We start from the raw sequence: 12,414 nt of genomic DNA, 5'->3' as shown, positions 1-12,414 counted from the left end.
GCCGGAAAGTCTATCGGAAATATCAAAAATTCACCATGAAACGTGATTGACCAACGGTAGTCACCTCTCTATACTTCGCCGCCATTGAGCCCTGATGGCGGAATTGGTAGACGCGGCGGATTCAAAATCCGTTTTCGAAAGGAGTGGGAGTTCGAGTCTCCCTCGGGGCACCATCTTAAAGAAAGACCTTGAAATTCAAGGTCTTTTTTTTCGTCTGTAGGAAAGTGGGTTGGCCGCGAGCAAAGCAGATCTCATCTGAGGGTGATCCATTTGTGGCGAGGGGATTTATCCCCGCTGGGGCGCGAAGCGGCCCCCATTTACCGATGGCCTCCACACACCCGAGGGTGGTCCCAATCCGCCTCCCAAGCCATGAACCACCAACCCAGCTTCACCATACCCTCCTCACCCAGTCACTAAGGATTTCACCCCATGGAATTGCTGCTGGAAACGGTTGCTCTCTACTCGCTCAAGCTGGCTTATGAGACGGAAGGTCACAGCCCGATTCTGCGGGATGATCCATTGATGGGCAGTTGCGACCGTGAGGTTTTTGAGCTGTTGATACGGCGGGGCGATATGGCTGGGATTCAGGGCGAAATCGGTAGATGCCTGGATTTAGCGTTGGGGGCGATTGGTGGGGTGGATACAGTGCTGGGCCGAGAGCTGCATCGTTTGGCTGCGGATTTCAACGCAGTGCAGAAAATGGATGATCTTTACGCTCCGCTCATCGCGCTTAACGGTTATGTGAAAGATATTCTATAACCCGCAGCGCTCGTTCCCACGCTCCGCGTGGTAACGCATCCCGCGACGCTCCGCGTTGCAGACTTAACAGGCAAGACACGCTCCTACGAAGGCAATCCATGGACGACATCATCACAGCGATAGGCAGTTGGCTGACCGAAACCCATGAAGCGAAACGGCGGATGGTGAGCAATCTGGAAATGCTCTTCTGGATCGCCGCCGCGATTGTCGGCGCGATCGCCGCGAAGGATTACGCTGCGAAGCGTAAGGCGCTGATGGCGCGAACGGAGCAGGCCTTGCCGGAGAAGGATCTCGTCGCTACGTCGTTTAGTGACGAAGAGGGTCGTGCGGTTAAATATGTTGGCCTCCTACGGCGGGTTGAGGGCGGGTATACCGTTAGCTTGATTCGGGAGGCTGACGGGGAGCGCACCGAGTCGTGTAGCGAGGTGATGCCGTCGCTGGAGAAGGTTGAGGTTTATCTTACAAACTGTACTTCGTTTGTTTTGTCGGATTTCAAAAGCTGAAGTGAGGTCGCAAGCGTCAGTCATGGCTAAAATGCGAGCTAAAGATGCCATGAAAGAAACGTATGACATTGCGGTGGCCGGCAATTACGAAAACCTTCACAAGCAGTCCGAAGCTTGCCGCTGGTAGTCAAAACCGCTTCCTCTGATTCGCCAACTGCTACTCCGCAAGCGTTTTCCCAAGCATGCCGCCTTAAATTCCCCTCCAAGTTAAGCGAAACGTTGACAGTGATGGCACTCTGATCTAGATTCGCCATCTCTTTACGCGTTTATAGCTAGACGGTTTCCGTCAATGGCTTAGTCAGGCGGTTCGCCAGACTCAATTGCATTGCGTTGTTTTATTCCGCAGACAAGATCTGCGGCCCTACGCTCGCTTCGCTCACTCCGGTCCACAGATCTTGTCTGCGGCTGATTCTTGGTAAAGAGCCCCCATCGCATGGACCCGCGACAAAGAATTCTTGCTGACGTTGATCTTGAACAAAGCAAGGTTCATTTCTCAAAAAATCCTATCGTTTTACTTTGCGGGGGATTCGTTCCAGAAAAGGAACATGCGGACGCCGACGACCCACCGATCAGGTCCCTCCGTGACGCAGTGAAGCGCAAAGCACTTCAGATGGCTACGTCCCCCCATATATTTCGCCCAGAGGAAATCAAGTCTTGGCACGAAGATGGCGTCTTCAGAAACTTGATGGACTTCGAGGCGGATCTTGGAAGTGTTTGCTCATTGGTAGCAATCGCCGTTGAAAGTGAAGGTGCGATTGCAGAGCTGGGTGCATTTTCGCAACTGCCAGACTTCAATAAAAAACTAATTGTCTTTGTTCCCGAAGAGTATGCAGGCGCTAGCTCCTTCATTAACTTAGGCATTTTACGCCACATTAAAGAAAAGCATGGTAGCGGGGTGAAGGTATACCCTTGGAGTCCAAAATTTCCAAGCGACATACCTGAAGACGTTGTAACCGACGTCCTTGAAGATATCTCCAGCGAAATAATGGAACTTCAAAAAACCCAATCATTTAACGTAAACAACAACATTCATCTTATTGTATTAATTTACGAGCTACTCAAGCTATTCGTCGCATTAAAAGAGAAAGAGTTGATTGACTCAATCAAAGCCTTAGGCCGAGAGGTACATAGGGACGATTTGAGGCGAAAACTCTTTCTTCTTCAGGAATTTAGACTTATTAGAAAAATCGAATACAGCGATTCAACATTTTACGCCTGTGATGACGATACTTTTCATACCCTCCGCCTCATCCTGAAATCAGGCATCGCTGTTGACCCGCTACGCTCGCGTGTTGAGTGCGTAGATTATTACAGGATCACAGGAACGGAGCGCAACCGCACCAGAGCAATTGACCGTGCGAAACTGGGGGGCCCAAAATGAGCCTATATGACTTTCGCAAACATATGTCAGAGATGTTGTCTTTGTCTGAACATGATGTGGCCCGACTGATTGTAAGGGCGCCTTATGCTTACAAAAGATACTTCATACCAAAAAAATCTGGTGGAATGAGGCCTATCGCACAGCCGGCAAAAGAGACTAAAGTAATACAAAATTTACTTGTTAATAGTTGGTTCTCTCAGTTACCTGTGCACGAATGCGCTGCAGCCTACAGGCAAGGCTCAAGCATCAAAGCAAATGCAGAACGGCACAAGCAAAACAGTTATATAGCCAAATTCGACTTTTCCAATTTTTTTGGATCTATAACCGAATCAGACCTAGTGAATCACCTTTCCTACGTGCTTTGCGGAAAGCTATCAGTGCAAAGCATAAAGGATATTGCAAGAGTGAGCTGTATTAGAGATCGAGCAACAGCTCGACTTGCCCTCAGCATTGGAGCGCCTAGTTCTCCAATCCTGTCTAATTCGATAATGTATTATTTTGATCTTGCAGTGGAATCCTGGAGCCTAGAGCGCAACATAGTGTACTCTCGTTATGCGGATGATCTTACATTCTCCACAAACGATAAAGGCGCGACATCTGAGATTGAGAAATTTATCTTGGAAACGCTTGAAAGCATTCCTTATCCACGCCTTCATATCAACTCTGAAAAAACAGTCTACGCTTCAAAGAAAAAACAGCGCCGTATCACTGGACTAATCATATCCAATGATAACGAGGTCTCTTTGGGGCGCGATAGAAAAAGATTGATTAGCGCGATGATTCATCGTTACGCCCATCATGAACTAGATGAAAAATCAATTCTCCACCTTCAAGGATTGATGGGTTTCGCCCAAGACATTGAGCCACTATTTGTTGCAAAAATGAGAGGCAAATATACAGGCCGGCTAATCTCGGATTTGCTCAGACAAAGAGGAAAAAAATAAGCGAATCGCTTGTATGTGAGAACGAACGGAGTGGACTTAATTTCAACAAAAAAAACCACCCGTTTTTTCACATTAAATCTCCCTAACGAGGATAAAACATGAAGAACAATCAGCTTTATAAAACTGCTATAGGTATGTCTTTAGTTTAATTTGCAAAAAATTCTGCCTGCTCGACTAGAAGCTAAAAACGGCCCGTGACAAGCAGCTATTGATCGGTAGCCGCATCTTGGCTGAGCGCCTGCATTCAATAATGGGGACAGCTTCTCTGCCTAAACAAATCCACCCCTTTCGATCTTTATTTTATGTGGCGCGATATGTAAATTTTCGGCTTGAGCGCGTATCCGACCACTAGCTTCCTCCAGGCTTCGACAGCTAATAGAAACTGAATGGAGTTTACATCCGTGATGGTTTTAACATTCTCCTCGAAGACAAACCAAAGCGCTGCCGAAGTAAGCCTTTTACGAAATTTTATCGCGCCGTTTTTAATAAGGGTTATGGAGTCTTTCGACTGCTCAATATTGTAAATTAGCTCAGGCTTTTTCTTTGAGATTTTTACGGACACTATCTCACCCTTGTAGTAAAGGTCAGCCACTTCAACTTTATAATCCCTCCTTTTTTTGTCTAATGCGCGAATAGCGGTGAGCTCTCGGTCTAAAAGCTTGTATCCGCGCTCGTTACATATTTTTTGATTAAAATAGGCTTCGCGATAATCAACCTTGTCATCTCCGGCTTTTCGATTGGCCCGTTTGCGTGCTTGCCAAGCAACAAACTCTTCTTCAATCAGTTGTTCTTCGAGAACAACCTCAATAGCATTGAGAGATCGTTTCAGGTAGTCCATAAAAACCTGATTAAAAAAGAACCACTCGCCATTTTTTAAAAAATATTGCTGTTCGCCCCAAACAATAGGCATATCCAGCAGCTCTTTAAGACTTTTCGTAAAACGCCCAGCATCCTCATTTTTAAACTGCACCGTCACATTGTTTATATCATCGATATCTGGATTATCAGCAAGAAACTCCGAAACCGCTTCGATATCTATGCTATTGCCTAGCTGCTTACTCAGGGGTTTTCCTTCGCGGCTCTTAGCTTTGATGTCGTAGTCATAATCATGAAAGCTGAAACATATCGATACTCCGCTAACATGAAACTGGTCAACTCCCACGCCCCCCTCGCCATCTCTCAAATGAGTGAGAGCTTGAGCATCCAGGTCACCTGCAATATCTGCATTGGCGGATTCAAGTTTGGGTAGATGGATTATCTGATCATCCTTGAAGCTGGCCTCAATAATTTTGAATATTTCAGGAAGATGCATGGGCTGCTTATCCACATCCATCTGGATAGAGTCAGCAAAAATAATGTTACGATTCCCCCAGACAGTTTTGTTTGCTGCTTTTAGTTTTATGTGATCTACGGATTCACCAGCTTCATAGTTATTCACCTGAAACTGCTGATAAGAGGAAACGTCTTGCCTTTTAGTGCCAGTAAAATACCGGCTTTTTTTGAGAAGTATTGTACTCTCATCGGCCATATGTAGAGCAAGGTCAATACCAAAATCTAGCTGAATGAATTTAGAAAGATAAAAATGCGACTTACCCAAACTAACAGCGAATATTTTTTCGGGCTCTGCAGTGTTTTGACATAACAATACAGCAAAGTTAAAAACATTCTTTGGTTCCTCAATGCCCTCATTGAAGAAGTCACGGTATGTCTTCCACCACCAAACTTCGTTACCTTCTACCTTTTCAGAAAAGTAGAAAACTTTCAAGTACCCGTCCTTTTCTAGAGTTTTTTGCTCCACCAATCCAACTAACTTCAACTTCTCTTTTAGCTGGTCAAGCTTTGCCGATTTGACTTTGTAGATATTATAAGTATTAGCCATAACAACTCCTTTTGCACGTACTAGAGTTATGGAGTTCTGAGGTTAGCCGTCAGCTAGAACTTTTTGCCCCCTTCGAAAACCCTGGTAGCTAAGGAGGATGGACAGCCAAATTATTTTTACATATCAAGCATAAATCAGGCAATTTGAAACATACGAAGGAATATGCCCCGCTTTCGCGGCGAAACCCTCTATTAGTCGCTATTTATGGGCAACTCAAAACCAGCACTATTTTCACCCTTCAGGAGTTAGGTGGCGGCTGAATGTAAATCACTTGTTTATCTCGACCAATCAGCAAACCGACGATGAGAAAGATCACACCCAGGAAAAAGCCAATGAATCCTAAAAAGCCACTTACCAAAGTGCCACCAATCGCGGCTCCTGCGGTTTCAGCACCTGAATGAGCACCACTGATATTTGTGACGATATGGCTCCCGGTAAAAACAATACCAGCCAAGGGGAGCATGAATGCAGCGATGCCCGAGGTGACCAAAAGTCGACGCCATGCCTTGCCAGCAGTGGGGGCCAAGACAGCTATTGCTAGTGCAATAATCCATGTCACGAAGAAAACAATCGCGCCAGTCCCTCCGGCGGCTCTCGGAGATGCCGCCCCGGCAATGGCTACAACTGTCGAAACAAGAATGGCTAATATCAATCCCGCGACCAACCCTGCAAGAATCTTCATCCTGAACTCCAGTTTGCATCGCGCCGAATATGTCCGACTCAGGTATAGCAGCAAAACGCCACTGCCGCCCTGCGAAAATTTGTCACACCTCAGCAGCTAGCAGAAGAAAAGCTCGCATGCATGAAGAATGCGGAGCTTAGGGGACTCGGGTTTGCTGGAGGATTTAGCCTCCCTCGGGCACAAAAAAGGCCTTGCTGGGCAAGACCTTTTTCCAATCCCGGCAGCACGTAGCGCTGCCGCCCTACCTCACCTCAACAATATCCAACGCCCGATTCGCCAACAACTCACTCACCTCAATCACCTGCAAAATCCCCAACGCAACACGTCGCCGCGATCCATCCAGATCAAACACCAAATCACTGATCATGGCATTCGCCGAAGCTAAATTCTCACTGAGGTTCGCAAGCAAACACTCAGAATCCACCCCCGGATCAATCCGTAAAATGGAGTCGGACTTATCAGACGTTTCGTCCTTAGGCTTGGGTTTTAGGTAGTAATCCAGGGCACGAGTGGCCGCTTCGTCGAGCTTTTTGTTGCGGGCAGATTGGGCCCGAGATGCGGGTTCATCCGTAACTGGAGGATTCGGTGTAATTTTGACCATAGCCTTAGCTCTCTTTGGTTGAGGCTACTTCCCACTCGCGACTAAACGATTGGGAGGCAGCTGTACGCAGGTTAGTCGACCGACGAGCTAAGATATCGGCGCGCCCGGAGGCGCCCTGCGCACAGCCACCATCGAGTGCAGGGATGGGGATTCCTGACTGATGGACGCTTGAGCGACTTAGCAACGACGGGCGACTAAACCCGATCACTGATGAGCAGTGACAGGTCCCAAACTACCGACGCAACCCAAGGCGAACAAGCCGGCGGATTCTGGCGTAGTTGTAGGCAAAGGCGCAAGGCGACGTCGGCTGGCGAGTTGCGGTTGCCCAACGACTGACAGCCCCGGCTGACGCTTCAGATTGTTCCGCCCCTCAATAGCCAGCCTTACCTGTTTTGAGGAAACCAGAACAACCACTTCAAGAAACCTCCTACATCGCGCCCCTCTCTTCCCGCGTTAGCGTCTGTCCTGCCTTTACCGGACGAGACTCACTACGTGGCGACACGCAAAAAGGACATCCCCCAGGTTCGAAACCCGCCCGGCGGCGACGGACATCACGTCACCTATCGGGACATGACGGCCACCGAGCTGGCCGAACGCGAAGCCCGACAGCAGGCTTATGAAGCCATGCTTGCCCGGCAGGCGGTCTATGAGCAAGAACGCTGGGCCAAGGTGGATAAAAAGCCTTTACCCATCGTGACTAGAAGCGTGTTTGCCAAAAGCTGCAAGCTGCCCAACGGCCTCATCAATTACAGCAACCCCAACGGCTACGTCCCGGCAGATCTGGTCAAGCAGTACGGCGATCTCATGTGGCTCGGCGGCAGGAGCGTCGACTCATCCGGCACAATCCCCCTCAAGCGGATCGGCGCTGGTACGGTTCCCGCTACCTTGGGCAGGCTCGCGCTGGGCGGTTCGGCAACTTCCACGGCTGCAACTGCCGGCGGCACCGTCGGCGCGGCCCTGCTGACAGGCGTCGTCGCCTTGCTCTGGCCCAGCAGCCTGGGTGACAGCGCGCTCTATAGCGAAGACCAATTACGCAAACTCAAACAGGCCCGCAGCCGCATGCGCCTGAGCATCGAGCAACAGGCCGACGGCAGCCTCAAGGGCTACGGCTTCTACACCGGCCAGAATCGTGATTGGGAAATGGTCGACGTTGTCCAGTTCACCCCACGAGCCGACCAGTTCATCGCCGACCTGGGGGATGGCATCGAACTGATCTGGACGCCAGCTACCAATCCGTCTGACACCCTCGGTATCCCCGCGCTGGAAGCCGCGCCACAGGCCCCGCACATCTGGATCTACCCCCCGACACCGATGGCCGACAGCATCATCGTCAACCCGATCTATCCGCCGGAGTACAGGGATTTCATTCTGGTGTTTCCGGCGGATTCGGGGGTTCGGCCGGTTTATGTGGTCTTGAGTGTTCCTGGGGATCATAAGTACTACAAGCCCCCGTCGCTGCTTCCAGCGTTTCCAGAAGCCAAGATTGCTCCATCCAAAACGTTTGTACGTGGCGGCGGTGTTAAACGGCGAAGATGGAAGGATCGTAAAGGCAAGATTTATGAATGGGACTCACAGCATGGCGCTGTAGAGCTATACACAAAACAAGGTCAACACCTTGGTGAGTTCGATCCAATAACTGGGGAACAAACCAAACCCGCCGATCTGACAAGGAAAGTAGAAAAATGAAGCCCGTCGTTGAAATTTTTGACCAGACTACCGAAGAGCTAATACAGACCGTGGAAGTCCCAAGCATATACATGGACTCATTGGCTGCACTTATGGGTTGGACAAAGCCTGAAGATTTTTGCTTTGTCTACGACCTGTCACCACAGCAGATAAAGACCATAGAAGAGTGGACTCACACAACCATTCATGGTGATAACCGCATCATTCAAATCGTCTGCCTCGAATGACGAACGCGGGCATTTTTGAAAAAGGCCTTGTTAGACAAGACCTTTTTCTTACACCGCTGTAACTGAGTCGCTACCTCACCTCAACAATATCCAACGCCCGATTCGCCAACAGCTCACTCACCTCAATCACCTGCAAAATCCCCAACGCAACACGCCGTCGCGAGCCATCCAGATCAAACGCCAAACCACTGATCATGGCATTCGCCGAAGCCAAATTCTCACTGAGATTCGCAAGCAAACACTCAGAATCCACACCCGGATCAATCCGAAAAATGGAGTCCGACTTATCAGACGTTTCGCTCTTAGGCTTCAGGTAGTAATCCAACGCTCGCGTGGCAGCGTCATCGATTTTCTTGTTGCGGGCAGACTGAGCCCGGGAGACGTGTTCGTTCGTATCGGGGGGATTCGGCGAATCTTTTGCCATCGTCTTGCTTCCTGTAGTTGGAGCCATCACCCGCTCGCTGCTAAACGATGGGAGGCAGCTGTACGCAGGTTAGCAGACCGGGGAAACAAGAAACCGGCGCGTCCGGGGACGCCCTGCGCACAGCCACCATCAAGTGCAGGATGGGAATCCTGACTGGATGACGCCTTGCACAACCTGTTTCACCACGAGCTGCTAAACCCGATCACTGATGAGCAGTGACAGGACTCAAACTACCGACGCAACCCGAGGCGGACAAGCCGGCGGATTCTGGCGTAGTTGTAGGCAAAGGCGCAAGGCGCTGTGGCTTACGGGGCGGAGGTCGCTCGATGCCTGACAGACCCGGCTTACGTTATCCATTTCAGCCGGATATCCGGGCCTCGAATCAAGGTTCCTTAGACGGCTCAGCTATCCGACGATGGGTCGTCACGATGAAGGGCCTGCCCTGCAAGTCCATTTGCTCCAAGACAATCTTGTTCTTCGCAATCTCTCTGATGCGCGCCTGTCCCGATCCACCTTCGGGGTAGATATCACTGAGGTTGGGCATGCTGGGCCGGATGAACTGCGCCACCGTCAAAGGCGAAATGTCTTTGCCGTCTACCGTGTAATTCTTGGGCAACGTCTTCATCTGCTGCAGCGTGAACGACAGGTTTTCGCTATCTGCGCTCCAGGTCCCGGCGCCATTGACGCTGTATTCGAGCCTGTAAGGTTTCGAAGGCTCTGTTCCAACCAGCGCGACCACGCCGCTGACGTTGTAATGGTTGTTGGCGAAGTATTCGATCATGCCCTTGAACTCGAACTGAACACCTTCGGCATTGGGATAGCTGAACTCCTCGGTCCAGCGGCCAATGAAGTGGCTTTTGTAGTAGTCGGCCCTCATTTCGGCCAGCCAGGATGAAATGCTGGGAAACCCAGCCAGTAAGCCAACAATCGCCACGATCGCGGCCCAGCTTTTTAGTGAGTACTGCTTGAGTGTTGAGACATCGGTCATCAATAGCTCCTAATCCCTAAGGAGAAAAAAGAAAGGGAAACTGGGGAAGTTGGCCCCCGTTCCCTACGAAGTGAGGTGGGCAGTAGGCTAGCTGAGAACCTAGCCTGCCAGCCTTTTAGTAGAAACGGTCTTCTTCCTTCATGCGGTAAATGCGACCGAACGTCATGAAGGAGATCCACAGGAACACCAACGTCAGCAACACCCCGCCAGCCATGATGAAGAAGCCGGAGCGATACGTATGCAGTTCGGTGGCGATGCTGCTGACTTCGGGAAACCAACGTGAGTACAGCAGCGGAACTTCGCCACCTACCTCGTACTGGGTGTGTTCGATATAGCGTTGGTCTGGGTATTCGTCTTCGTGGACTCGCTGATCACCGTCGGTGTATCGGTAGTGAATGATCATGCCGTTTTCGTTCATTGGAATGCTTTCAAGTTGCGTCACGGTGCCTTTCACCTCGACGGCACTCCATTGAATCGCTCCGTAGATGATCCCTGAATGTTTTGCCAGGGACGCGAGGAACAGGAGCACACAGCACGCGACGGTAAGCAGGATGATTCGGGTATACAGGTGATCTTTTTCGGCTTCGCGTGGGTAGTACATGTTCCGGTCCTTCGTATGAGATTGCTGCGCAACCTATCGACGGTCGACCGAGCAACTTGAGTTTTATCCAGCGCCGTAACCCCTCCCTCCTAAATTTAGCCGGAGGGGAGAAGCCGGAGTTTGTTTGGGTCGGGACTTTCGAATAAGGGCTGCTGCGCAGCCCAGCGGGAGCAAGCTCCCTCGCCACGGGGTTTGATGTTTACCCAGTGAGCAACGTGGTGCTAGGCGCCCTCGCCCTTCTCCGCCGCTTCATCACTGTGCACCACCACCAACAACTGCGCCTGAACCTCGCCCACCGACCGCAAGCGATGGGGCTTCTGCGCATTGAAGTGCAAGGCATCACCACGGTTCAGCAGCACGCGCTCGTTCATGAAGTCCACTTCCACCTGGCCCTCGTGCACGAACAGGAATTCCTCCCCGGTGTGTTCCTTGAACGCGTGGTGGGCGGTGAATTCGCTCGCCGGATAGAGGATGAAGGGCAGCAGGCTGCGCTCGGACACCTGGTGGGCGAGGACCGCGTATTCGGAGCTGCCGCTGCTCGCCGCCAGCGATTGACGGTCTTCGCTGCGCACCAGGCTGTAGCTGTCGAGGGCGACGTTTTCTTCGGAAAACAATTCCTCGACTTTCACGTGCAACGCCTTGGCGAGCTTGAGCGCCGTGGCAATGGAGGGCGTGCTCAAGCCCCGCTCCACCTTGGACAGGTAGCTCTTGGTCATCCCGGTTTTCTCGGCCAGGACATCCAGTGTCACCCCGAGTTTTTTCCTGAGCAATTTCAAACGAATGGACATAGGGAACCATCATTTCCAAAGAAACGGACAATCTTCGATTGCAAATGACACTTTGTGTCATATAGTATTTTTTGTGTCACGAGCACACCTTTTCTCGGGCTTCCATGACGCGGATCAAGATCAACCAAAGAACGAATCGGGAGAGCTGATATGAGCAAGACCCTGGCGACGCCCAAGGACCAGCTGGTCCAGCATGCCGTTAACCAGATGCAGAAGACCCTGCCGGATAATACGTGGACTGTACGACAAAAGCTGGCCCTGACCTGCCGCATCCTGTTCGAAAACGGCCACGACTCCGGCCTGGCCGGGCAGATTACCGCGCGCGGGCCGCAGCCCGGCACTTACTACACCCAGCAACTGGGTCTGGGTTTCGACGAGATCACCGCCGGCAATCTGTTGTTGATCAACGAGGACCTGGAGGTGCTGGAGGGCCACGGCATCCCCAACCCGGCCAACCGCTTTCACACCTGGGTCTACCGCGCCCGGCCGGATGTGAATTGCATCATCCACACCCACCCTACCCACATCGCCGCGCTGTCGATGCTGGAAGTGCCGTTGCAGATTTCCCACATGGACCTCTGCCCGCTCTACGAGGACTGCGCGTTCCTGGAGGGCTGGCCGGGCGTGCCGGTGGGCAACGAGGAAGGCGAATTGATCGCCGGCGCCCTGGGTGACAAGCGCGCCATCCTGCTTTCCCACCACGGCCAGTTGTCCACCGGCGCCACCGTGGAGGAAGCCTGCAACATCGCCCAACTGATCGAACGCGCCGCCAAGCTGCAATTGCTGGCGATGGCCGCCGGCGAGGTGAAACCGATCCTGCCGCACCTGGGCCGCGAAGCCCACGACTGGATCGCCAGCCCCAAGCGTCACGCCGCCGCCTTCAACTACTACGCCCGGCAGAACCTGCGCCAACACGCCGATTGCCTGAACTGAACCCATTAGGAGCGAAGC

General features: G+C 51.5%; 14 protein-coding genes and 1 tRNA gene. 8 read left to right on the top strand and 7 right to left on the bottom strand.

The genetic code is table 11. From position 1 onward, the window contains the following. Positions 1–88 precede the first annotated feature (88 nt). The 5 genes from EPZ47_RS05150 (at position 89) to EPZ47_RS05130 (ending at position 3,587) form a co-directional block, all read left to right on the top strand. Positions 89–173: transfer RNA gene (locus EPZ47_RS05150), tRNA-Leu, on the top strand. A gap of 256 nt (positions 174–429) precedes the next feature. After that, positions 430–759: a hypothetical protein gene (locus EPZ47_RS05145; protein ID WP_135843820.1), complete on the top strand. Its 330-nt coding sequence runs from the start codon at positions 430–432 to the stop codon at positions 757–759. 98 nt (positions 760–857) lie between these two features. Continuing rightward, positions 858–1,262: a hypothetical protein gene (locus EPZ47_RS05140; protein ID WP_135843819.1), complete on the top strand. Its 405-nt coding sequence runs from the start codon at positions 858–860 to the stop codon at positions 1,260–1,262. A 433-nt stretch (positions 1,263–1,695) separates the two neighbouring features. Further along, a complete protein-coding gene (locus EPZ47_RS05135) occupies positions 1,696–2,643 on the top strand; it encodes a retron St85 family effector protein (protein ID WP_135843818.1) in 948 nt (315 codons plus the stop codon). Continuing rightward, entirely contained in the window at positions 2,640–3,587 is a 948-nt protein-coding gene (locus tag EPZ47_RS05130) for a retron St85 family RNA-directed DNA polymerase (protein WP_135843817.1), read from the top strand. The genes EPZ47_RS05135 and EPZ47_RS05130 overlap by 4 nt, the downstream gene beginning before the upstream one ends. A gap of 295 nt (positions 3,588–3,882) precedes the next feature. On the opposite strand, the gene EPZ47_RS05125 is transcribed toward EPZ47_RS05130, so the two are convergent. The 3 genes from EPZ47_RS05125 to EPZ47_RS05115 form a co-directional block, all read right to left on the bottom strand. Continuing rightward, positions 3,883–5,466 carry a DUF6119 family protein gene (locus tag EPZ47_RS05125; RefSeq protein WP_135843816.1) on the bottom strand — a complete coding sequence of 528 codons (1,584 nt, stop codon included), beginning with the start codon at positions 5,464–5,466 and terminating at the stop codon, positions 3,883–3,885. A gap of 238 nt (positions 5,467–5,704) precedes the next feature. Next, on the bottom strand, positions 5,705–6,148 hold the full coding sequence (locus tag EPZ47_RS05120) for a hypothetical protein (RefSeq protein ID WP_135843815.1): 444 nt from the start codon (positions 6,146–6,148) through the stop codon (positions 5,705–5,707). Positions 6,149–6,389: 241 nt separating this feature from the next. Next, positions 6,390–6,749, bottom strand: coding sequence for a DUF6124 family protein (locus EPZ47_RS05115; protein ID WP_135843814.1), 360 nt, complete (start codon positions 6,747–6,749; stop codon positions 6,390–6,392). 492 nt (positions 6,750–7,241) lie between these two features. Between EPZ47_RS05115 and EPZ47_RS05110 the strand changes: the two genes are divergently transcribed. Together EPZ47_RS05110 and EPZ47_RS05105 are read left to right on the top strand one after the other, a co-directional pair. Then, on the top strand, positions 7,242–8,435 hold the full coding sequence (locus EPZ47_RS05110; protein WP_135843813.1) for a colicin E3/pyocin S6 family cytotoxin: 1,194 nt from the start codon (positions 7,242–7,244) through the stop codon (positions 8,433–8,435). Beyond that, positions 8,432–8,662, top strand: coding sequence for a DUF7683 domain-containing protein (locus EPZ47_RS05105; protein WP_135843812.1), 231 nt, complete (start codon positions 8,432–8,434; stop codon positions 8,660–8,662). Before EPZ47_RS05110 ends, EPZ47_RS05105 begins: the two co-directional genes overlap by 4 nt. 70 nt (positions 8,663–8,732) lie before the next feature. Here EPZ47_RS05105 and EPZ47_RS05100 read toward each other — a convergent pair whose 3' ends face one another. From EPZ47_RS05100 to EPZ47_RS05085, 4 genes are all read right to left on the bottom strand, one after another. After that, entirely contained in the window at positions 8,733–9,086 is a 354-nt protein-coding gene (locus EPZ47_RS05100) for a DUF6124 family protein (protein WP_135843811.1), read from the bottom strand. 382 nt (positions 9,087–9,468) lie between these two features. Beyond that, positions 9,469–10,074 carry a hypothetical protein gene (locus tag EPZ47_RS05095; RefSeq protein ID WP_135843810.1) on the bottom strand — a complete coding sequence of 202 codons (606 nt, stop codon included), beginning with the start codon at positions 10,072–10,074 and terminating at the stop codon, positions 9,469–9,471. 115 nt (positions 10,075–10,189) lie between these two features. Then, complete coding sequence (locus EPZ47_RS05090) at positions 10,190–10,675, bottom strand: DUF3592 domain-containing protein (protein WP_135843809.1); 486 nt, start codon at positions 10,673–10,675, stop codon at positions 10,190–10,192. Between the two features lie 221 nt (positions 10,676–10,896). Beyond that, complete coding sequence (locus EPZ47_RS05085) at positions 10,897–11,463, bottom strand: helix-turn-helix domain-containing protein (protein WP_135843808.1); 567 nt, start codon at positions 11,461–11,463, stop codon at positions 10,897–10,899. A 150-nt stretch (positions 11,464–11,613) separates the two neighbouring features. Between EPZ47_RS05085 and EPZ47_RS05080 the strand changes: the two genes are divergently transcribed. Continuing rightward, positions 11,614–12,396, top strand: a complete 783-nt coding sequence (locus EPZ47_RS05080; protein WP_135843807.1) for an aldolase — start codon at positions 11,614–11,616, stop codon at positions 12,394–12,396. The last annotated feature ends 18 nt before the right edge of the window (positions 12,397–12,414 follow it).

This window comes from Pseudomonas viciae, from assembly GCF_004786035.1.
Classification (GTDB): Bacteria; Pseudomonadota; Gammaproteobacteria; order Pseudomonadales; family Pseudomonadaceae; genus Aquipseudomonas; species Aquipseudomonas viciae.
This window is presented reverse-complemented; position numbering and strand designations above follow the sequence as displayed.